Here is a 22,883-nt window from a genome sequence, read left to right as displayed (position 1 = left end):
AATCATTCAAAACAAGTTGTGAAATTGGTAACGGGATTTCCGTTTTCGTCAAGGAAACGCACACAAAAGTCGCTCATTCCGGGGCCGTTGATGACTGCTCCCCATATAATATTGCGCCCTTTCCGGAGTGTAATGCGTTTTGACACACAATCGTCAGCCACCATGCGCCGGTCGCCCGATAGAATTACGGTCTCCTCTCCGTTCAACCACCATTTCGATGCCGAGTTGGAGCCTACAGACATGCGTACATTCTTTATTTCATCGGGGCAGTCGATGACGGTAACAGCCATGAATATCACGCCGTATACCGGCTTTTTAAGCGCGGCGGCAAAACGATACAGCTTCACGTTAAACAATCGGCTGTCGAGTGCATGCCAAGTGAGTCTGGCGGAGCCTGCTTTTACTTTGCTGCCGTTTTGGGGAATGTCGGTAAACTGTCCTTTGAAATATACAGAGTCAAGAACACTGTTGATATAGCTGTCGGTAAACACCGTATTTGAGCGATTGGGTTTGCTGATCGGTTCCAAAAGCATCCAGCGTCGAATGAATCCGTCGCTTTCGGTAGCGATACATCCTTTTTCGCTCTTAGTAAAATAATCGGAAAGATAAGTCGGAGTCTGGATTTTGTAATCGGTCTGGCGTGGAGGCGGAAAATCATCCTCTCCGGCAGCATCGGCCTCAGCGCGTACATTTACCGATACCACTGTCAGCAGTATCAAAAGAAGAAGTGACTGTCTTTTAAGAAAACTATATCTCATGGTCTGGTATCTATGGTTAAGTTAATTTCTGCAAATGTAATTAAAATCTATGAAATACAACAGCTAAAATGTGCATTGCCTCTTGTATTGCTTCGGGTGATGTGCTTTTTCATTGAAAAAAGCCTTTGTTTATCTGGACTTCTTCGTATATTTGTCATCATTTATATCGTATATAATATGGATGACAAGAAATATGTGATTACGATCGGACGCCAATTCGGTAGCGGCGGACGTGAACTCGGTAAATTGCTTGCGCGTAAACTCGGCATAGCGTATTATGATAAGGAGCTGCTGTGCGAGGCGGCGAAGAAAGCCGGTGTGAGCCCGGAATTTTTCGAGAAATCCGATGAAAAGTTCCCGAAGTTTTTCAACGGGCTCTTTTCATTTACTATGGGATATAATCCATATACACTTTATTCCGGCTCGACTTCTATAAGTGATGATTCGTTATATAGGGCGCAGAGCGATTTTATACATTCCGTAGCCGATACGCATCCGTGTGTCATTGTGGGGCGAAGCGCCGATTATATACTTCGTGATCATCCGTTGTGTGTCAATGTGTTTGTCCATGCGCCGATGGACGTATGCATAGAACGTATAATGAAGCGCGGTGACAAAACGACCCGTGAACAGGCGAAGGCTTTGGCCGAGAAGACCAATAAATTGCGTGCCGGTTATTATAATTTCTATACCGACAAGACGTGGGGCGACGCCAAGTCCTATCATCTGACCATAGACTCGTCGTCAATGACGATGGATGATATAGCCGAGGTGATATGTGACTATCTGCGTCGCCGCATCAAAAACGTCTGCGAGAGGGGGCTATAGGCTGTTGTCGGTGATATCGCCGCGGTTGTTGGACCTCTTGACGGCGTTATATGCAGTGAGGTATATAAACAGTCCGTTGGCGGCGGTAGCCACCATGGCTATGCCGGCCATTAGTGTGAATACTTCCTGTATTTCTTTAAGGCTTGAGCATATTATAACCACTCCGGTTATGATTATCAGCACGGGCAGTATGTAAAGCCCGAATGGCATTTTGTATGGGCGGTAACCTGTGGCGAGTGCCCATATCTGACACAATCCTCCTATTATAAGTATCGCGGCAAGAATATATACAAATACACCTACAAACGGTGTAGGCCATACGATTAATATTACTCCTATGATTAGTGAGCCGAGCGATGATGTGACCGACATGCCGTCAACTCGCTCGCTGCGGGAGCTTCTGATTATGCCTGATATTACACCTATCAGTCCCGGTATGGCAAACATTGCCCCTATGAACATTATCACCCATGAAAGCAACTCGACTTTTGTGTGCATGCATATAAGCGCTATGCCTGCAGCCAATAAGAACAGGTATGTCCAAAAGTTTGATTTTCTTCCCATAATTTTTGATTGTTTGTTATATTACACATCATATGATGTTAACACATATCATGCTGTTTTGTTGCAGTAATGTGTCCGCTTTAGGGTGACGATGTAAATAAAGTATTGTTTGCGCTTGGAGAATGTATTTATTTTGCATGAAAAGGTTTGTTTGTAGTTGGGAAAATAGTATCTTTGCATTGTCACAATTAACCTTATTCTGGCCGACATGAATAAAATTATCACAGAGATAACCCCATTGTCATCAAAAGATTGCTTCTATCTCATAGACAGGTACAAGGACTCATTTGATTATCCGCTTCACCGACATGAGGAGTATGAACTCAACTTCATAGAGAATTGCGACGGCGCACGCCGCATCGTCGGTGACAGTATGGAGGAGCTTGGTCGTTATGATCTCGCTCTTGTGGGAGGCGGTCTTGAGCACATGTGGGACCAGTACAACTGCGAGGGAGGCCGTATAAGAGAGGTCACGATCCAGTTCTCGCCCGATCTGCTGGGTGAGTCGTTGCTTGCCAAGAATCAGATGAAGAGCCTTGAACTTATGTTTGAACGCTGTCGCTCCGGCATAGCCTTTGAGATGCCCGCCATAATGCGTATATACAGCCGCATCGACGAGATAACACGCATTCAGTCGGGATTTTACCGAGTGCTTAAACTACTTGAGATATTATATGAACTTTCGTTTGAGGAGTGCTGTCATACACTTGCCAGTACATCGTTTGCCAATGTCAAGGTTTCTTCTGACAGCCGTCGTGTGCATAAAGTGGAGGAGTATATAAACAATAATTACAGCAAGGAGATAAGACTGCAGACACTTTCCAATCTGGCAGGCATGACTCCGGCCGCTTTCAGCCGCTTTTTTAAATTGCGTACAGGGCGTACTATATCCGACTACATAATAGACATGCGGCTCGGATATGCGTCGCGTCTGTTGGCCGACAGTACAATGTCCATAGTGGAGATTTGCTACGAGTGCGGGTTTAACAATGTGTCAAACTTCAACCGCATATTCAAGCGCAAGAAAGGATGTTCGCCTAAAGTATTCCGTGAGAACTATCGTAAAAACAAGGTAATAGTATGATGCTTTGATAAAATAGTATCATTTTGCGCGGAGGATGATTTTGAATAAATAATATTAACCATGTATTAAAATACTTATGAAATTATTGAACGTATCTATTTTGACGGCTTTTGTCATTTTTGTGCAGTCATGCGGGGGAGCCGGTGTAAATGTAGCGGATGAAAAGCCTGTGTCGCCAGTTGAAAAACACGGACAGTTGAAGGTGGACGGCGCGAAGATTGTAGACTGCCACGGGGAGCCGGTGCAGCTACGCGGCGTGAGCTTCGGATGGCACAACATGTGGCCCCGTTTTTACAACCGTAGCTCGGTAGCCGAGATTGCCAATGACTGGGGAGCCGACATTGTGCGCGCATCTATAGGTCTTGACCTTGATGACGAGACTTTTGACAAGAAACCGGAAAAGGGTTATGCTCTGGTTGACAGTATTGTGCAAGGGGCTGTCGAAAACGGCGTGTATGTACTGATTGACTTCCACAGCCATGCCAACAATATGCCGCTGGCAAAGGAGTTTTTTGCCAATGTTTCAAAAAAATACGGTCATCTACCCAATGTGCTTTACGAGATATGGAACGAACCGCTTGAGGTCGAGTGGTCCGAGACCAAGAGCTATGCCGAGGAGCTGTTGCCTGTAATACGCGAGAATGACTCCGATGCCATAGTCATAGTGCCGACTCCGCGTTGGGACCAGAACGTGCACGAAGCCGCCGATGATCCGATAGCGTCCGATGACAATATCGTGTACTCGCTTCATTATTATGCGGCCACTCATACTGATTATCTGCGTGATCAGGCCCGTTATGCAATAAACAAGGGGCTGCCTCTGTTTATGGCCGAATGTGCCTCCATGGTGCATACCGGTGACGGGGTCATCGATACCGCCTCATGGGAAGCATGGATGGATCTTGCCGATGAGCACGGCATAAGCTGGATATGCTGGTCGGTAAGTGACAAGGACGAGACTTGCTCGATGCTTCGTCCATCGGCTGCGTCGCGTGGCGAAGAGTGGACCGACGCCGACCTGAAACCATGGGCGGTATTGGTTAAGTATTACCTGAAACGTAACCGTTGATATTAACTCATAACTGAAATACGATGAAACTTAATTTCCGAACAATCGCCGCCATGCTTCTTGCCGCGGTGTCGCTTGAAAGTGCTGCTCTTACACTTCCCGACATCATCAATCGTAATATGGTGCTTCAGCAAAATTCAGAGGCTTCTTTATGGGGCTGGGCCAAGCCGCAGTCAAAGGTTACTGTGACTACCGGCTGGAACGGCAGGAGCTATACGGCAACAGCCGGCAAGGACGGGCGATGGAACGTGAAGGTGGCTACGCCGGCGGCTTCATACGATGTGCAGAATGTGACCGTGACCGGCGACGGCACGACGGTGGACCTTGATAACGTACTTATAGGGGAGGTGTGGTTTGCTTCAGGACAGTCCAATATGGAGATGCCGCTGCGCGGTTTCTGGGTAGCTCCGATAGAAGGAGCCAATAAAGCTATTGCCGAGTCGGGACGTTATAGACATGCCATCCGGTTTGCCACTGTGCCCAAGACCAAGGCGCTGACCCCGCAGGAGCGGGTAGCCGGAGCATGGGTCGAATGTATGCCCGAAAATGCGCCCGAATTCAGTGCTGTAGGCTACTTCTTCGCGCGCGAACTTAATAATATACTGGATGTGCCCGTCGGCATCATCAACTGCAGTTGGGGCGGCAGCAAAGTCGAAGGATGGCTCCCGGCCGATATACTGAAGGGCTATTCCGACGTGGACCTCGCCAACGCGGCCGATCCTGATTATCAGGAGTACAGCAAGCCCATGATCATGTATAACGGCATGCTGTATCCTCTTGCCGGATATACCGTGCGCGGATTTTTGTGGAATCAAGGCGAAAGCAATGTCGGCGCACATGCCGATTATCCTGAACGGTTCGGTACTATGGTGCGTCATTGGCGCGACATGTGGGGACAAGGTGAACTGCCTATATATTGCGTGGAAGTTCCTCCTCACTATTATGGCGATGACAACGGCACTTGGGGTGCGCTCCTTCGCGAGGCCCAGCATAAGGCGGTGAAGGCGGTGCCGAATGCCGGTATAGTGCCTACCCCTGATCTGGTCACTCCCGGAACATCGTATCAGATACACCCGAGCAAGAAACTTGAGATAGGGGAGCGCCTCGCTTATATGGCGGCTACCCGCGACTATGGCGTCAAGGGTATCGAAGCGGAGGCGCCAGAGTTCGAGTCGGTCGATATTGACGGCGACAGTGCCGTATTGCATTTCTCCAATGCCGCCGACGGATTCATGCCTGACCGCAATATCCCCGGATTTGAGGTTGCAGGTGAGGACCGTGTGTTCTATCCCGCCCAAGCCGATGTGCTTTGCGGTAACGGATGTAACGCCATAAAGGTGACCTCCGACAAGGTAAAGGATATAAAATCGGTGCGTTTCGGCTTTAGAAACTGGCAGCCTACTTATGTGTATAACATGCGTGAACTTCCTTTGGTGCCTTTCCGTACCGACAGTTGGGACAACTGATAATAATGTATAATGAAAAAAATATATCTATGTCTTGCCGTACTTGCCGCCGTGGCAGTGTGGGCATGTAACTCGACAAAGAAGGTGGCGGCTCCTGATGAAAATTTCGTGACCGTGCGTGACGGTGATTTCTATATCGGCGACAGTCTCTACCGCTTTGTCGGCACCAATTTTTGGTATGGACCGATACTCGCTTCCGAAGGACGCGGAGGCAATCGTCAACGTCTTGCCCGGGAGCTTGACCTGCTTCAGTCGACCGGCATAAATAATCTTCGCATACTTGTGGGAGGCGACGGTGACGAAGGGCTTCCTTCGCATATAGGCCCGGTGTTGCAGACTGCGCCCGGAGTGTATAATGATACTCTGCTTCAGGGGCTTGACTTCCTTATGGCTGAACTTGAGCGTCGCGACATGAAGGCCGTGCTGTATCTTAACAACGCGTGGGAATGGAGTGGCGGCTACGGCGCTTATCTGCAATGGGCCGGCAAGGGCAAGGCACCTATACCGAGCGTTGACGGATGGCCCGCATACATGGATTATGTGAAGCAGTTTGTCGTTTGTGACTCGGCCAAGCAGCTATCTTACAATCACGTGCGCAATATCGTCGGCCGTACCAACGGCGTTACCGGAAAGCCTTACTCCGAAAGCCCCGCTATAATGGCATGGCAGGTGGCAAATGAGCCTCGTGCCTTTGCCGATGACAGTGTCAGCAAGCGTGCTTTTGCCGACTGGATACGCACTACCGCCCGCATCATAAAGGAAGTCGACCCCAATCATCTTGTGTCGACAGGCAGCGAAGGCAAGCATGGTTGCGAGCAGGACATAGAGTTGTGGGAGGAGATACATAATTATCCCGAAATCGACTATGGCATTCTGCATCTGTGGCCTTACAACTGGAGCTGGGTGTGCAAGGAGACCCTGTCGACCGGGGTCGACAGCGCATGCGTAAAAGCTCTTGAATATATTATGCCTCATGCCGCAATGATGAAAAAGGCCGGCAAGCCGTTGGTGCTTGAAGAGTTCGGCTATCCGCGCGACTCTATGTCGTTTGTTCCCGGCTCTCCGGTAGAGGGACGCGACAGATTTTACGAGTATATATTCTCGCTTGTTAAAGAGGGCGACCTGCTTGCCGGATGTAATTTCTGGGGATGGGGTGGATATGCCCGGCCCTCTCATGTCGTATGGCAATCCGGTGACGACTATGTGTGCGATCCCGCACAAGAGGAGCAGGGGCTTAACTCTGTTTTTGCAAAAGATAACACTACGATTGCAATAATTTCTAAAAATTCACGTATTATAGACACTAAATAAACTATGAATATATTACGCGAACGATTGACACACGCTCTTACCGTAGCTGCCGCCTTTATCTTGTTTTTTACAGCAGCTGACGCGAGCACACTGAAAGTATCGGCCCTTCCGGAACATGACTGGTGGTGGCTTGCTCCGGAGGTGCCTGCGCTCACTCTTCAGGTGAGCGACTCTACCGGAGCGGCCTGTGAGGCCGAGTTGCGCATCACTGTCACTACCGATGACTTCGTTCCGGTCAAGGAGGAGGTACGTCGTGTGGCAGTGCCTGCCGGCCGAGTGGCTGACATCATGTTGGAACCCGGCATCACCGCTCCCGGTTTTTATCGGCTGTCGGTATATGACGGTAATGAACGGCTGCTTGCCATGAATTTCGGCTACGAGCCTGAAAACATAGTGTCGCTCCCTGACGCACAGTCCGACCTGCGCGCGTTTTGGGATGAGGCTCTCGCCGAACTTGCCGGGGTCGACCCGCAGTATAATATGGAACCGATGCCCGATATGAGCGGAAAACTGCGCAAAGTGTATCTTGCCTCTATGCGTTCGCTTGGCGGCGATACCATATGCGGCTATGTCGCCATTCCGGTTGAAAAAGGTACATACCCGGTACATATATATTATAACGGCTATGGTTCGGAACCATGGTGTGTTGATGCCGACAGTAATTCGGAGTGGATTGATTTCGTGATATTTACTCGTGGACAGGGTTTGTGTAAAAAATACAATAAGTATGGCGACTGGATAACTTTCGGAGTAGGTGATCCGCATGGATTTTACTACCGTGGAGCATTTATGGATGTCGTGCGTGCAATTGACTTTATTTATCAGCTGCCACAGACCGACCGTGACAATATTTTTGCCGAAGGCGGAAGCCAAGGCGGAGCCTTCACACTTGTGTCTGCCGCACTTGACAACCGTGTCGCCGCCATTGCTCCTTACATACCTTTTCTGAGCGATTATCCCGACTATTTCAATATCGTTCATTGGCCTGCCGACCCGGTCAAGGGAGCTGCCGCCCAAGCCGGTGTTGCGGATGATGCGATGTATAAGATGCTTAGCTACTTTGATATTAAAAACCTCGCACGATGGATTCAGTGTCCTGTGCTTATGGGAGTGGGGCTTCAGGATGAGACCTGCCCTCCTCACACCAACTTTTCAAGCTACAATCTTATAGACTCTCCCAAGGAGTTTGTCATATATCCTGACAAAGGCCATACTGTGGATTACACCGACTGGAGCCCCCGGGTGCTGGAATTTTACAAAAAGAACATGCGTTGATTCAATAGTCAATAAAAGTATTACATCGAGATAATATTGTATTATTTTATCTCTTTTAAAGTGCCTAAATTTGCATCGGTACGCACTTTGCAAGCCGGTGCGGATAAAGCCAATCATTTAATAACCTAAATACATTAACCTTACCTTAAAATTGCTCATGATGACAAGAAACATCTTGAAATTCAGAGCCCTCCTGCTGATACTTTTTGTGTCTGTATCTGCGGGGGTGTTTGCTCAGACATCCGTAAAGGGTGTTGTTCTCGAGCCCTCCGGCGAGCCGGCTATCGGCGCTACCGTGATGGAGAAGGGGACTTCTGTGGGTGCGGCTACCGACTTTGATGGTAATTTTGCCATTAAAGTTACTAAGCCCGACGCAGTGTTAGTAATATCTTATGTGGGCATGGAGACCCAAGAGGTCGCCCTTGCAGGACGTACCGACATCACCGTTACTCTAAAAGAATCGGGGGTGAGCCTTGACGAAGTCGTAGTTGTAGGATACGGTACGATGAAGAAGAGCGACCTTGCCGGTGCGTCCGTGTCGATGAGCGAAGCCGATCTCAAAGGTTCGATCATCACCAATCTTGACCAGTCGCTTCAGGGCCGTGCCGCCGGTGTGCAGGCTGTGTCTACTTCGGGAGCTCCCGGTTCTTCATCGTCCATACGTGTGCGCGGTCAGGCTACTATCAATGCCAACGCCGAGCCTCTTTACGTTATTGACGGTGTTATTGTACAAAGCCCCGGCAACTCGGGTGCAAGCCTCGGTTTCGGCGATGCTCTCGGTAACGGTAGCACCTCTACCGTATCGCCTCTTTCGACAATCAACCCCGCCGACATCGTGTCGATGGAGATTCTTAAGGATGCCTCCGCTACCGCCATTTACGGTGCGCAGGGCTCCAACGGTGTCGTTCTTATAACCACCAAGCGCGGTAAGGCCGGCGAAGCCAAGTTCACTTACGACGGCATGTTTGCTGTCAACCATCAGTCCAAGCGACTTGACATTCTGAATCTTCGTGAATATGCGGAGTACTATAATGATTTTGTTGCCAACGGCATGGCCAAGCAGGATCCCTATCTCGCCGATCCTTCGATACTTGGCGTCGGTACAAACTGGCAGGACGCTGTATTCCGCACCGCTCTCCAGCAGCAGCATCAGGTGTCGGTGCAAGGTGGTACAGAGAAAGTGAAGTACTACGTATCAGGGTCTTATCTCGATCAAGAGGGTACCATTATCGGTTCGCAGTTTGATCGCTTCGGTGTGCGCGCCAATCTTGACGCCGACTTGAAGTCTTGGTTGAAATTCGGTTTCAGTGCAAGCTACAATCATACCGGTGAGGACCTTAAGCTCGCTGATTCTAATGAGGGTATCATCAATTACTCTCTGACTACCAACCCCGATATACCTATTTACGACATCGACGGCAACTACGCCAGTGTATATCGCGAGGGCTGCTTCACGCCCAACCCCGTTGCTATGGCTATGAGCAACTCTTATCAGCTTACACGCCAGAAACTCAACGGTAATATATTCTTTGATGTGTCGCCCATACAGGGCCTGACTTGGCACACTGAATTCGGCTGGGACCTCAACTGGTCGGAGGCCAACACTTACGAGCCTGTGATCAAGCTACCCAACTTCAGTCAGGATCAGAACATGAGCCGTATCCAGAACAACTACAACAGTTTCTGGCAGGTAAAGAACTATATCACCTATTCCGGCAAAGTGTCGAAACTCGACTTTACCGCCATGGTCGGTCAGGAATTGTGGGAGTCAAGCTACAAGTATAATTCGGTGTCTAACACTAACCTGCCCAATGACCTCGTTCAGAATCCGGCACTCGGTACCGGTACCCAGACATTTACCTACGGTTTCGGCAGTTCGGCTATGGCTTCGTTCTTTACTCGCGAGACTCTTAACTGGGACGGCCGCTATATGTTGACTTACACTTACCGTTATGACGGTAACTCCAACTTTGGCCCCAACAAGCGTTGGGCCGGTTTCCACTCAGTTGCCGGTGCATGGCGCTTCACCAACGAGAAATTCTTCCCTATCCGTGACATCATGAACAACGGTAAACTCCGTCTCGGCTGGGGTCAGACAGGTAACTCCAATATACCCGGTTTTCTGTGGGGCTCTCCTCTGAGCAATCCTATGGACACCGGTTTCGGACAGCTTACCGGACAGCGTCCGGTACGTATACCCAACCCCGATATACAGTGGGAGACTCAGGAACAGCTTAACGTAGGTCTTGACCTCGACTTTTTCGACAGCCGCCTCGGATTGGTTGTGGACTTCTACAACAAGGAGTCAAAGGACATGCTTATGTCGCTTCAGCTTCCCTCTTATATGGGTACTTCAGGTAATGACGGCAACAAACTGCAGGCACCTTACGGTAACTACGGACATATCCGTAACCGCGGAGTCGAGATCACTGTCACCGGTCATCCTTTTGTCGGAGACTTTGAATGGGATACCGAGTTCCAGATTTCGTTCAACAAGAACAAGCTTCTTGCTCTGACCGGTACCGCCAACGCGCAGATAGTGGGCTACGGACAGTGGAATGACGTCGTATCCGTATCCAATATAGGTGGTTCGCTGTTTAACTTCTTCGGTTATGTGACCGACGGTGTGTACCGCGACCTTGAGGATATCCAGAACTCTCCGAAGCCTGCGGCTTATCCCGCCGACGGTGTGTCGTTCAACCGCAACAATACCGTATGGGTCGGCGACCTTAAGTTCAAGGATATCAGCGGTCCCAACGGAGTGCCCGACGGCATCATCGACGAGCATGACCGTACAAATATCGGTTCGCCGATGCCCAAATTCACATTCGGATGGAACAATACTTTCCGCTACAAGAACTTTGACCTGAACATATTCCTTAACGGCTCTTACGGTAACAAGGTCCTGAACTACACCTCGATCGGCCTTACCAAGATGAACTCGGCATGGGGCAACCAGCTTGCCATTGTCAACGACCGCGCCAACCTCGAGCCTATCGACCCCAACAAGGTGTATCCCGCCGGTCAGAACTGGTATGACGACATTACCAATATACGTGTCACCAACTGGAAGACCGGTATACCGCGTGCGACAATCGGCAATCCGAATGCAAACGACCGTATAAGCGACCGTTACATAGAGGACGGATCTTATCTGCGCATTAAGAACATAACTCTCGGTTATACTTTGCGTTCACAATGGCTGCGTTCGCTGCATCTTGATAATCTACGTGTTTACTGCAATATTCAGAATCTACATACGTTTACGAAGTATAAAGGTTATGATCCTGAGATCGGTGCGTCGACCCAGTCGTCAAGCGGATATGTATACGGCCTTGACAACGGACGTTATCCTTCGCCGACCACTTACTCTTTCGGTTTAAATGTTTCATTCTAATTTTAAAACACACGCAATTGATTATGAACATTCTTAAAAAGTATAAATTTGCAGCTGTATTGGCAGTTGTCGCCGGATTCGGTATGACTTCGTGCGATGACTTCCTCAATCGTCCTACCGAGGACGGTTACACTACCGAGGATTATTATAAAAGCGATCAGGAGTGCTACAACGGTGTAAATCATCTGTATGGATTGCCGTGGAGCGACTTGACTGCCGCTTATTTCTCGGAACTTGAAAATGCTGCCGGAAACCAATATGCAGGAGGCAACGCGTTTGTGTTGCTCTCGATCCAAAGCAATAATCAGAGCCTTAAAGAGATGGTAGGCGCTAACTGGCGTGCAATAGCCGAGGCCAACATTACTTATAATAAGATTAAAGGTGCGTCAGCTTCCGAGGCTGCCAAAAATGCCACTATGGGCGAGGCTCTTACATGGAAGGCTTTTGCATACTTCAATCTTGTACGTATGCTTGGACCGATACCTATTATCCACGATACGGAGTCTGACATTTCCAGCGGTGCTTACAACAGCAAATTCCGCGTAGAGTCCGCTGATGTATACGAGTACGTGATAATGACTCTTGAGAAAGCTGTGTCACTTCTTCCTGAAAGTGCCGCCGGCGGCCGTATCGACCGCTTTTCAGCCAAGGCTCTTCTTGCCAAGGTTTATCTTGCCAAGTCGGGGCTCGGACAGACCGGCACTCGCAATCAGGCCGACCTCGACATGGCCGCAAGCCTCGCCAAGGACGTTATGGATAATTCCGGACGCGAGCTGATGGAGAATTATGAAGATATATTCCGCGCAAGCAATAACTTCAACAAAGAAAGTCTTCTCGCATGGCACTGGTACGGATCGTACAATCCTTACGGTTGCGGTAATCAGCTTCAGGCCATCTTCGCAATGGGCGGTTTCACCAATACTCTTACTTGGGGTGACTGGACAGTGCCCTCAGTCGATCTTCAGGAGGCTTTTGGATTGGATATATTCCAGAATCCCGAGGAGCGTCGCAATACTGATGTGCGCCGTAAGGCTACAATGATGATTGCCGGTGACAAATATTCTTACTTCTGGCGCAATGTCGGCGGTTTCGACTACCTGAAGTTCCTTTATGACAAGGAGTACAATCCCGATGCCAAGGAGTCTTTGTCAAGCGGTACAGGTGCGAACGTGGTGAAGGGTCTTGTCGGAAATGATGAAGATCATAAAGCCGAACTCGGATATATAGGCATGAAGCAGTCTACCGGTCTGTCGACCCATCTGATCCGTCTTGCCGATGTATATCTTATCTACGCCGAGGCCAAGATAGGCAACAACGCCTCGTCGACCGAAGCATCGGTCATCGATGCCTTCCATGCGGTACACCACCGTGCTGTAAGCGCCGATTGGGAGAAGCCCTCGTCGGTAAGCTGGGAAGATGTATGGAAAGAGCGCCGTCTTGAGCTCGCTTACGAGGGCGACCGTTGGTTTGACTTCGTACGTCTCAGCTATTACGATCCGCAGCGCGCCATCAACGAGCTTAAGTCGCAGAAGCGTTCTTACTACAACGGTCTTGACGAACTGTACAAGACATATTGGGAGACCGGCAAGTGGACCGTTAAGCCCGAAAGCATGCAGTATGACACCAATCCTCCGGTCATCAGTGTCACGGAGAGTGTGTTCCGCTTCCCGATGCCGGAAGACGATGTTATCTTCAATCCCAATCTTAGCAAGGAGCCTATCCATGTTGATGTCAGGGCTGAATATGCTTACTAATCTTAAAGGACTATTACAACAATGAAATTCTTAACTAAATATTTCAAGTGGACAGCCGCTGCAGTCGCCATGACGGTGGTAGTGTCTATGACCTCGTGCGACGACCAGCCCGACGAGTTCAAGCCCACCGGCGGTGTGCCGACCATCAGCTACATACGTCCTACGCTTCCCGAACAGGCCGATTCTCTTCTTACATCGGCCACACTCGAGAGCCTTATCTGTATCGTCGGCGACAACCTCAAGAGTGTGCATGAAATCTGGTTCAACGACCAGAAAGCCACGCTCAACACGAGCTACATGACCGACCACACCATAATCGTCAACGTGCCTTCGGGCATACCCGGCGAGGTGTCAAACAAGATTTTCTTCAAGACCGCATCCGATCAGGTTGTTGAGTTTCCCTTCAATGTCGTGGTTCCCGGGCCGAGACTCGACGAGATGTCTCTCGAATGGTCCAACCCCGGCGAAGAGGTCACTATCTATGGCGATTTCTTTGTCGATGACCCCAATGTGCCCCTGACTATAATTATGCCCGGCGATATTGCGGTTCCGGCTGAAAATATCAAGTCGATTGAGAAGAATAACGTTACTTTCGTCATTCCCGATGCTGCTACCGAAGCCGGTCCTATCGAAGTCACGACTATCTACGGTGATGCCAAGTCAGGCTTCCACTACCGTGACTCTCGGGGTCTGCTATTTGAATTTGACGGCGTCACCGGTCTTATCGACCAAGGATGGCACGCTCGTGAAATCAAGGAAGACGAGTGGTCGCTCAGCGGAAAGTATGTGCAGCTCGGCAACGGCACGGCCATTATGTCCGAAGATGGCGGATGGGATGACAGCAACTTTGCTTTTGAATACTGGTGCGGCTCTTGGGACACCCCGCAGAACGTGACTTCCGGTCAGGGTATGGCTCTCCATAATCTTGTCAACTTCAAGGACTTCGCCAATATGTCGCTCAAGTTTGAGATGTGTATTCCCTCCTCCAATCCGTGGAGCGCCGGTGCCATGCAGATTTGCTTCGAGGGCTATGACAAGGTGACTCTTTCAGGCAATCCCATCGACGGCTACGACGGCACTGTTATGGGAGCCAATGCCAAGGTGTTCAACGGCGAGGACGGCATGGGCACTTGGGGCCGCGCGCTCTATCGCCCGTGGGCCAAGACCGGCTCGTTCCACACCGATGACAAGTGGATAACCGTGACCATACCTGTAAGCAGCTTCATGTATGACCGCGAGGGCAACGCCACCAACACCGTTCCCTCCAAACCCGGTGACTTTGCAAGCCTTACCATGTTTGTCGTAGGCGGCGGTATCAACGGTACGGAGTGCCAGCCCATTATCAAGATCGACAATATACGTGCGGTGCTTAATTAATCTTTAAATCGAGAAATTGAAATGAAAAAATACAGCAACAAATTCACTGCCGTCCTGATGATGTGCCTGATGATGGTGACCGCGGTCGCCTTCACATCGTGCGACGACGGTACTGATATAGACACCAACCAGTTCAAGGGCGGTGTACACCTGAATGCTTTCGGGCCGTCTCCCGTACTCCGTGGCGGTGAACTCCGTTTCATCGGTTCGGGTCTCGACCGCATCAACAGCATAACCCTTCCCGGAGCCGGGGAAATCACCGACATACAGGTGGTTTCTCCCGGGGAGATCCGGATTGTGGTGCCGCAGAATGCCGAGCCCGGTCTTGTAGTGCTCAACTATGCCGGAGGCAAGATCACCACTCTCACCGAGCTTACATTCCTCGAACCCATCGAGATTACCGGCATTGCTCCCAATCCCGTAAAACCCGGTCACGAAATCACCATAACCGGCGAATATCTCAACCTTATGAAAGAGGTGTGCTTCCCCTTTGATGAGATGGGCGACAGCGTCAACGTTTATGCCGAGGACTTTGTCGAGCATACTCGCACTACCATAAAGGTTGTCGTGCCTGCCGAGGCTCGCGGTGGTGTGCTCAAGCTATCCACGGCTGAGGAAGTGCCCAATGTCATGCCTTTCGAGGATGAAGAACTCGTGGTTGTGCTTCCCGCTCCCGAGACAGTGCTTGACCTTACCGATGCCAAGCCCGGTCAGGAAGTCGCGGTAAAGGGTACCGACCTCGACCTCGTCACCAAAATGCAGATCGATGACTTCGCTCCCGAAGCCGAAGGCCGCGCCGGCGATGCTGCCGACATTGAGTTTGCCTACGATGCCGAGAAGAGCGCGATTACATTTGTTCTGCCCGACAACTCTCACGACGGTGTCATAGTGTTTGTTACCGCTTCGGCCGTGAAAGTGGCTTGCGCCAACATAGGCATGGTAATGCCCACCGATGTTAAGGCCGCTCCCGCCGATGGTCTGCGTGGCGGCGACGAAATCACCGTTACCGGCGTCAACATGGATCAGGTTACCGATGTGGTTTTCCCCAATGTCGACAAGGCTGTGGTGCCCTCCTCGTTAAGCGCTACCGAACTTAAAGTGGCTATGCCTGCTGCCGCTCAGTCGGGCGACCTCGTGCTCAATCTTAAAAGCGGTAAGACTGTGGCTGTGCCCATCGCTACCGCCAAGCCCGAGAATATAGCTTACAATCCCGCGCCCGCACCTGCTGGTGACGAACTCACCGTCACCGGTCGCAACCTTGACCTTGTGAAGACGGTTATCTTTACAGGTGGTGTCGAGGTTGGCGCCGACAAACCCTCCGCTACCGAACTCAAGGTTACGGTGCCCCTTACCGCCGCTTCGGGTGTGGTGAAGTTTGTCATGACCAACGGTGAGACTGTCGAAGGTCCTGAACTTACCGTAGAGCTCCCGTCGATAGCCTACATCGTCGAGATGCCCGGCGAGGACGTAGAGATAAAAGCCGGTGACATACTCAAAGTCGGCATAGCCAACGAGTCGCTCCTTACAGGAGTCAAAGTCAACGGCGACGACGTTCAGTACATACTCAACGGCACCTTCCTTTACATCAATCTGCCCGCTACGGCCGGTCCCGGCACTACCGTTACTCTCGTGTCAGGCGACCAGAGCCTTGACTATAAGTTTGACATCATTCCCGCTACACATGTTGAAAATGTCATCTGGACCGGAGCTGTTGACATTACAGGCTGGGGCGGCATGCAGGATCTTGCATGGGGCGCATATGACTGGTCGCAGGTTCCTGCAGGAGCTAAAATGACGATATACGCTACTCCTGTCACCGATGGCGAATGGTGGTGCCTGTCACTCCGTGTCGGCGACGGCTGGAACGCTCTTGCCGGAGTACCCGGACAGTACGACAGTCCTGCCGACGGCATGCTTGTTGTCGAACTTACTCAGGAGATACTGGATGACCTCATCGCAAGACAAGGACTTGTCATCACCGGTGACCAGTGTATCATCAGCAAGGTTGTAGTTGAGTGGGAGAATCCTACCGAAACCACTGTCTGGGAAGGAACCTATGAACTCGCTTGGGGTCCCCACCTCTACATAAGCAAGGAAAACTTCGACGGAGCTAAAGCCGGTGCCACATTGACTTTCTATGTGGAGTCTGCATCAGGATTCCAGATACAGCTTAACCCTGCCGATTGGAATTCATTTGCTACGGTTGCCGAATGGAATGAGACCGTCGATAAGGTTACTTACACCCTTACTGCCGACGATCTTGACAAACTCCGTACCATAGAGGGTAGCAAGGATGAGAGTCCTTTCACCGGCATGATCATACAAGGATCAGGTACGACATTAAAGAAAATTACTTACGAAAATTAATCTTAATTCCGTGTCCGGCTTTTCGGACCGGACACGGAATACAAATTTAACACGATGAAGACAATCAAATACATTGTTCCGGCACTGATGCTCGGTCTCGCCATGACTGCCTGTCACGACGATGACAACTACGGTGTGCTTGACGGAGTGGATATGATCAACCGCTCGCAGTCGATTGCAGAGGGTGCCACTGTGCGTCCCTCGTCAACCGTGGCCCTGACCTTGTCCTACAACAACCTTGTGGCTATTGCTGACCGGAGCATTACCGTCAACGGACAGGCCGTGACCGCCTCTGTCAACCCCGACAACGGCATGGAGCTTGTCATACCTCTCACGCTCACCGCCTATACCGAGTATACGGTTGAGGTTCCCGAGGGCGCCGTATGTATCAAGGACAATCCCGAGGTGTTTGCTCCCGCCAAGACAGTGAAGTTCAACACCAACGTAGGTCTTGACCGCAGTCAGGTGGCTGCAAGCCTTATAAACCCCAATGCTACGGCCGAGGCCAAGAAGCTTTACACTTACCTCGTCGAGAACTACGGCAAGACTCAGCTTTCGGGCGCTATGGGCGAGGTGGCTTGGGGCACTCGCTTCTCTGATTTCATAGCGCAGCAAGCCGGTAAATATCCTGCTGTCGTGGGCTTTGACTACATACACCTTGCCAATTCTCCTTCTGATTGGATTGACTATGGCGACATAACCCCCGTGCAGCAGGTGTGGGACGCCGGCAGTATTCCCGCCTTCACTTGGCACTGGAACACTCCCGTATCGTTTGGAACTCCTATTGATGAGACAGTGTCGACCGCCGAGACTGTAATGCTTCCCGACTGGTCTGCCAGTCTGCAGCTTACCGACGAGACTTCAATGGCTGTTCTGTCTAAAGTCAGCGCCGGTTCGGTTATAACTGTCACCGTAAAGGATGTCGCAGAGGGTGCTCAGGGCTCCTTTAAGGATAGCGGTTGGAGCGGACTTGTGGCTGCCGACGGCACAGACTACGACTATTTTGTCATAAACGGCGACTTCTCGATCACGCTTGATGCTGTCACTGCCGACAAAGTCAAGGAGGGTGGCCTTATAATAGGCGGACATGACTACACTCTCGTGTCAGTCAAGGTATACAGTGACGGTGCGCCGTCTGACGAACTTGACGCCAAAGGCGACTTCAATGCGGCCAATGCGCTTGTGGCTGGCACTCCCGAAAACAAGGTGCTCGATGCCGACATTGACAAAGTGGCCGGGTATCTGAAGCTCCTTCAGGATGCGGGCATACCTGTGATATGGCGTCCTTTCCACGAGGCTGCCGGCGACTATACTTGGGGCGCTTGGTTCTGGTGGGGTATGAGTGGTGTTGATACCACAAAGCAACTCTGGGACTATCTGTACGATAAACTCACAAATGAATATGGTATAAACAACCTCATATGGGTATGGACCGTGCAGACTACCGACGAAGGCAAACTCGCCTCCATTGACAAATTGCAGGCCGCTTATCCCGGCAACGACAAAGTCGATATCGTATGTGCCGACTTATATATTGATGATGCCATGACCGACCAGACTGATACTTTCGACCTTATAAACATTCTTGTCGACAAGAAGAAAGTGATAGCTCTCGGTGAAGTCGGCAACATGGTCGACCCCGTGTCGGCTTACAATAACGGTGCGCTCTGGAGCTGGTTCATGCAGTGGTACGAGATGGGCGACAATGCCGATACTCCACAGTTTGACCGGTGGAACAATGCCGAGATATGGCGCGAAATGGTTAACTCGCCTTATGTTGTAAGTCGTGGCGATTTCAGCCTGAAGTAAAAATGTATATAAAAGCATTGATTTGTGATTGAATAAAAATTCCCGGCCCCGATATTTCCGGGTCGGGAATTTTTTATGATTGTATACGAACGCGTGCAACATTGTATGGTGCTATTGTTTACATTATCTATACGATGGCTCCGCACTATTTGCGTAAATTTGTATCATAAATTACGCATTTTCTACACTTTTCTAACAATTTACTTAAATGAAATACGGACATTTTGACGACAAGGCTCGCGAATATGTGATTGAAAATCCGCGCACTCCATGGCCGTGGATAAACTATCTTGGCAATGAGGACTTCTTTTCTCTGATCTCAAATACCGCCGGAGGATACTCTTTTTACAAGGATGCGAAGTTTCGCCGGCTTACACGCTACCGCTACAACGGTGTCCCTATGGATGCCGGCGGCCGATATTTCTATATAAACGACAACGGCACTGTGTGGAATCCCGGCTGGAAGCCCGTGAAGACCGAACTTGACAGTTATGAGTGCCGCCACGGCATGAACTATACGCGCATAATCGGCGAAAAAAACGGTTTGCGCGCCGATATGCTCTTTTTCGTTCCGCTGAACACTCATGCTGAGGTGACCAAACTCACCCTTACCAATATCGGAGATACCCCCAAGACTTTCAAGCTGTTCTCTTTCATTGAGTGGTGTCTGTGGAATGCCGCCACCGACATGGAGAACTTCCAGCGCAACTTCTCTACCGGCGAGGTGGAGGTTGACGGCTCGACCATATACCACAAGACCGAGTACAAGGAGCGCCGCAATCATTACGCCTTCTACAACGTAAACGTTCCTGTTGACGGCTTTGACACCGACCGCGAGACCTTCCTCGGCCTCTACAACGGCTTCGACGAGCCGCAGACGGTGATTGCCGGTAAGCCCGGCAACTCCGTGGCTCACGGTTGGTCGCCCGTGGCGTCGCATTATATGGAGATGACTCTCCGGCCCGGCGAGAGCCGCGACCTCGTGTTCATGCTCGGTTATGTCGAGAATGAGCAGGACGATAAGTGGGAGTCCAAAGGCGTCATAAACAAGACAAAGGCCCGCGAGATGATGGCGCGTTTCGATACCGCCGATAAGGTCGACAAGGCTTTTGACGAACTGCGCGCCTATTGGGACCGCCTTCTCGGTATATTCAGCCTCGATAGCGGCGACGAGCGCCTTGACCGTATGGTCAACATATGGAATCAGTATCAGTGCATGATCACGTTCTGCTTCTCTCGTTCCGCTTCGTTTTTTGAGAGCGGCATAGGACGAGGCATGGGCTTCCGCGACTCCAATCAGGACCTCGTGGGTTTTGTGCATCAGATTCCCGAGCGTGCGCGTCAGCGCATTATCGACATCGCGTCGACACAGTTCCCCGACGGCGGATGCTATCATCAGTATCAGCCGTTGACAAAGCGTGGCAACAATGACATCGGCGGTGGATTCAATGATGACCCCATGTGGCTGATATTCGGTACTATAGCATATATCAAGGAGGCCGGCGACATGTCCATACTCGAAGCTCCGGTGCCCTTTGACAATGTGCCGGGTTCAGAAGTGCCTCTGATGGAACACCTTCGGGTGTCGTTCAACCATGTTGTGGATAATCTCGGACCTCACGGACTGCCTCTTATTGGTCGTGCCGACTGGAACGACTGTCTTAACCTGAACTGCTTCTCCAACGATCCTAATGAGTCGTTTCAGACAACCGAGAACAAGACTGAGGGCAGTAAGGCCGAGTCGCTCATGATAGCCGGCCAGTTTGTCATTTATGGTCAGGAGTATGTGCAGCTCTGTCGCCGTCTCGGACTTGATGACGAGGCCGATCGCGCGCAGGCATGTGTCGATGCCATGAAGGAGGCTGTCAGGAAGCACGGATGGGACGGTGAGTGGTTTCTCCGCGCCTACGATTATTACGGCAACAAGGTCGGCAGTCACGAAAACAAGGAGGGCAAGATATTTATCGAGAGTCAGGGATGGTGCACCATGGCTGGCATTGGCCTTGAGGACGGACTTGTCGAGAAGTCGCTTGACTCCGTGAAGAAGTACCTTGACTGCGAGCACGGCATTGTGCTGAATCATCCGGCCTTTACGGAGTATGTCATGGAGTATGGTGAGATTTCCACCTATCCCGCCGGCTATAAGGAAAATGCCGGTATCTTTGCTCATAACAATCCGTGGGTTATCATCGGCGAGACCGTGCTCGGACGCGGTGACCGCGCGTGGGAATACTACCGTAAGATATGCCCCGCATATCTTGAAGATAAGAGCGACCTCCATAAGGTGGAGCCTTATGTATACTGTCAGATGACTGCCGGCAAGGATGCTTTCCGTCCCGGCGAGGCAAAGAACTCTTGGCTCACTGGCACGGCCGCTTGGAACTGGTATGCTATAACGCAGTTCATACTTGGCATAAGACCCGGGTATGACGGTCTTGAGATAGACCCCTGTATCCCTTCCGACTGTAGGCACTATGAGGTGACACGTCGCTTCCGTGGAGCCGAATATCGTATTACGGTCGACAACCCTGACGGAGTATGCCGCGGAGTGAAGAGCCTTATGCTCAACGGCTCTCCCGTGGAGGGCAATGTGGTGCCCGTACGGCCCGAGGGGTCTGTCAATGAAGTGAGAGTTACATTAGGATAAACATAATTTATAATTTATAACCGATGAAATACATTGCAACTATAATATCAGTGGCATTGGCGGGAGTTTTTACCGTTACCGGATGTTCCGGCGGTAAAAACAATGCGTCAGCTGAAGCCGAAGCCGCCGACACTGTGGCGGCGGTTACTCCGCGCGTGCAGCTTATCGAGCGTCTCGGCAAGGTGCGCGATACCGGCAAGTTCGCTTTCGGCCATCATGATGATACGGCTTACGGCCATACTTGGCGGGGCGAAGATGGTCGCAGCGATGTAAAGGAAGTGACCGGCGACTATCCCGCCATAATGAACTGGGACCTTGGCCTTGTGGAGTGGGGTGCCGGTAAACAGCTCGACGGTGTGCCGTTTGAACTGATTCATAATGAAGCCGTGAAGCAGGATGCACGCGGCGGCATCAATACCTTCAGTTGGCATCCTCGCAATCCGGCCACCAAAGGCGACTCGTGGGACACTGCCGGCGGTAATGTCGTGAAAGAAGCTGTCACCGGGGGCTCCGCTCTCAATGACACTGTCCGCGAGTGGATAGGGCGTGCGGCCGACTTCATAGGATCCATCAGGGATGCGGCCGGCAACCGTATTCCGGTCGTGTTCCGCCCGTGGCACGAGCACACCGGATCTTGGTTCTGGTGGGGAGGCGACAACACTGACACCGAGAGCTACCGCAAGCTGTGGCACATGACCCGTGAAGTTTTCGACGCCAAGGGCATTGACAATGTCGTATGGGCTTATTCCCCTGATAAGGTCGATACCGTGGAGCAATACATGGAGCGTTATCCCGGTGACGAGTATGTTGACATAATGGGCGCCGACGTATATTGCTTTGACGGTAAAGACGGTCTGGAGCAGTATGCCGCCAAGGTGAAGTCGACCCTGAGCGCGGCCGTTTCGCAGGCCGAAGCCCGCGGAAAACTCGCGGCATTTACCGAGACCGGCCTCGAGAGCATCACGGTGCCCGCTTGGTACACCGACGTACTCATGCCGCTTGTTAAGGAATTTCCGGTGGTATATGTTTCTGTATGGCGAAATGCTGACAATATACCGCGCCATTTCTACACTCCTTATCCCGGACATCCCGCTGAAGAGTCGTTCAAGGCGTTCTATAACGACTCCATAACACTTTTTGCCAAAGATATATCTGAAATAAAATAAAGATTCTCCCT

15 protein-coding genes are annotated in these 22,883 nt (G+C 50.9%); 13 read left to right on the top strand and 2 right to left on the bottom strand.

Annotated features, from left to right (window positions below):
* Positions 1-2 precede the first annotated feature (2 nt).
* Entirely contained in the window at positions 3-758 is a 756-nt protein-coding gene (locus FW767_RS07260; protein WP_121699915.1) for an acetylxylan esterase, read from the bottom strand.
* Between the two features lie 177 nt (positions 759-935).
* Between FW767_RS07260 and FW767_RS07255 the strand changes: the two genes are divergently transcribed.
* A complete protein-coding gene (locus FW767_RS07255; RefSeq protein ID WP_121699916.1) occupies positions 936-1,586 on the top strand; it encodes a cytidylate kinase-like family protein in 651 nt (216 codons plus the stop codon).
* On the opposite strand, the gene FW767_RS07250 is transcribed toward FW767_RS07255, so the two are convergent.
* Positions 1,581-2,150 carry a DUF308 domain-containing protein gene (locus FW767_RS07250; protein WP_121699917.1) on the bottom strand — a complete coding sequence of 190 codons (570 nt, stop codon included), beginning with the start codon at positions 2,148-2,150 and terminating at the stop codon, positions 1,581-1,583. The two genes, FW767_RS07255 and FW767_RS07250, sit on opposite strands and share 6 nt — an antisense overlap.
* A gap of 208 nt (positions 2,151-2,358) precedes the next feature.
* Between FW767_RS07250 and FW767_RS07245 the strand changes: the two genes are divergently transcribed.
* From FW767_RS07245 to FW767_RS07190, 12 genes are all read left to right on the top strand, one after another.
* Complete coding sequence (locus FW767_RS07245; protein ID WP_150980433.1) at positions 2,359-3,234, top strand: AraC family transcriptional regulator; 876 nt, start codon at positions 2,359-2,361, stop codon at positions 3,232-3,234.
* 76 nt (positions 3,235-3,310) lie between these two features.
* A complete protein-coding gene (locus tag FW767_RS07240) occupies positions 3,311-4,303 on the top strand; it encodes a glycoside hydrolase family 5 protein (RefSeq protein WP_121699919.1) in 993 nt (330 codons plus the stop codon).
* 23 nt (positions 4,304-4,326) lie between these two features.
* Complete coding sequence (locus FW767_RS07235) at positions 4,327-5,769, top strand: sialate O-acetylesterase (RefSeq protein ID WP_205523853.1); 1,443 nt, start codon at positions 4,327-4,329, stop codon at positions 5,767-5,769.
* Between the two features lie 12 nt (positions 5,770-5,781).
* Positions 5,782-7,080, top strand: a complete 1,299-nt coding sequence (locus FW767_RS07230; protein ID WP_121699920.1) for a glycoside hydrolase 5 family protein — start codon at positions 5,782-5,784, stop codon at positions 7,078-7,080.
* Between the two features lie 3 nt (positions 7,081-7,083).
* On the top strand, positions 7,084-8,355 hold the full coding sequence (locus FW767_RS07225; RefSeq protein WP_121699921.1) for an acetylxylan esterase: 1,272 nt from the start codon (positions 7,084-7,086) through the stop codon (positions 8,353-8,355).
* Between the two features lie 157 nt (positions 8,356-8,512).
* Positions 8,513-11,752 (top strand): SusC/RagA family TonB-linked outer membrane protein, encoded by a 3,240-nt coding sequence (locus FW767_RS07220; protein ID WP_369863284.1) that lies wholly within the window; start codon positions 8,513-8,515, stop codon positions 11,750-11,752.
* Positions 11,753-11,775: 23 nt separating this feature from the next.
* A complete protein-coding gene (locus FW767_RS07215; RefSeq protein WP_121699922.1) occupies positions 11,776-13,506 on the top strand; it encodes a RagB/SusD family nutrient uptake outer membrane protein in 1,731 nt (576 codons plus the stop codon).
* Positions 13,507-13,527: 21 nt separating this feature from the next.
* Positions 13,528-14,883 (top strand): glycan-binding surface protein, encoded by a 1,356-nt coding sequence (locus FW767_RS07210; RefSeq protein ID WP_121699923.1) that lies wholly within the window; start codon positions 13,528-13,530, stop codon positions 14,881-14,883.
* A 21-nt stretch (positions 14,884-14,904) separates the two neighbouring features.
* Positions 14,905-17,250, top strand: coding sequence for an IPT/TIG domain-containing protein (locus tag FW767_RS07205; RefSeq protein WP_150980431.1), 2,346 nt, complete (start codon positions 14,905-14,907; stop codon positions 17,248-17,250).
* A gap of 54 nt (positions 17,251-17,304) precedes the next feature.
* Positions 17,305-19,059: a glycosyl hydrolase gene (locus FW767_RS07200; RefSeq protein ID WP_121699925.1), complete on the top strand. Its 1,755-nt coding sequence runs from the start codon at positions 17,305-17,307 to the stop codon at positions 19,057-19,059.
* Positions 19,060-19,267: 208 nt separating this feature from the next.
* Positions 19,268-21,706: a GH36-type glycosyl hydrolase domain-containing protein gene (locus tag FW767_RS07195; RefSeq protein WP_121699926.1), complete on the top strand. Its 2,439-nt coding sequence runs from the start codon at positions 19,268-19,270 to the stop codon at positions 21,704-21,706.
* 23 nt (positions 21,707-21,729) lie between these two features.
* On the top strand, positions 21,730-22,872 hold the full coding sequence (locus tag FW767_RS07190; RefSeq protein WP_121699927.1) for a glycoside hydrolase family 26 protein: 1,143 nt from the start codon (positions 21,730-21,732) through the stop codon (positions 22,870-22,872).
* The last annotated feature ends 11 nt before the right edge of the window (positions 22,873-22,883 follow it).

This window comes from Heminiphilus faecis (assembly GCF_008728965.1).
Classification (GTDB): Bacteria; Bacteroidota; Bacteroidia; order Bacteroidales; family Muribaculaceae; genus Muribaculum; species Muribaculum faecis.
The sequence above is the reverse complement of the archived record's forward strand: the minus strand, read 5'-3'. Positions and strand labels throughout refer to the sequence as shown.

Coding starts and splice junctions, on each gene's coding strand:
- FW767_RS07240 (WP_121699919.1), top strand. CDS start 3,311: ATGAAATTATTGAACGTATCTATTTTGACGGCTTTTGTCATTTTTGTG.
- FW767_RS07235 (WP_205523853.1), top strand. CDS start 4,327: ATGAAACTTAATTTCCGAACAATCGCCGCCATGCTTCTTGCCGCGGTG.
- FW767_RS07225 (WP_121699921.1), top strand. CDS start 7,084: ATGAATATATTACGCGAACGATTGACACACGCTCTTACCGTAGCTGCC.
- FW767_RS07215 (WP_121699922.1), top strand. CDS start 11,776: ATGAACATTCTTAAAAAGTATAAATTTGCAGCTGTATTGGCAGTTGTC.
- FW767_RS07205 (WP_150980431.1), top strand. CDS start 14,905: ATGAAAAAATACAGCAACAAATTCACTGCCGTCCTGATGATGTGCCTG.
- FW767_RS07245 (WP_150980433.1), top strand. CDS start 2,359: ATGAATAAAATTATCACAGAGATAACCCCATTGTCATCAAAAGATTGC.
- FW767_RS07250 (WP_121699917.1), bottom strand. CDS start 2,150: ATGGGAAGAAAATCAAACTTTTGGACATACCTGTTCTTATTGGCTGCA.
- FW767_RS07220 (WP_369863284.1), top strand. CDS start 8,513: ATGATGACAAGAAACATCTTGAAATTCAGAGCCCTCCTGCTGATACTT.
- FW767_RS07230 (WP_121699920.1), top strand. CDS start 5,782: ATGAAAAAAATATATCTATGTCTTGCCGTACTTGCCGCCGTGGCAGTG.
- FW767_RS07200 (WP_121699925.1), top strand. CDS start 17,305: ATGAAGACAATCAAATACATTGTTCCGGCACTGATGCTCGGTCTCGCC.
- FW767_RS07255 (WP_121699916.1), top strand. CDS start 936: ATGGATGACAAGAAATATGTGATTACGATCGGACGCCAATTCGGTAGC.
- FW767_RS07210 (WP_121699923.1), top strand. CDS start 13,528: ATGAAATTCTTAACTAAATATTTCAAGTGGACAGCCGCTGCAGTCGCC.
- FW767_RS07260 (WP_121699915.1), bottom strand. CDS start 758: ATGAGATATAGTTTTCTTAAAAGACAGTCACTTCTTCTTTTGATACTG.
- FW767_RS07195 (WP_121699926.1), top strand. CDS start 19,268: ATGAAATACGGACATTTTGACGACAAGGCTCGCGAATATGTGATTGAA.
- FW767_RS07190 (WP_121699927.1), top strand. CDS start 21,730: ATGAAATACATTGCAACTATAATATCAGTGGCATTGGCGGGAGTTTTT.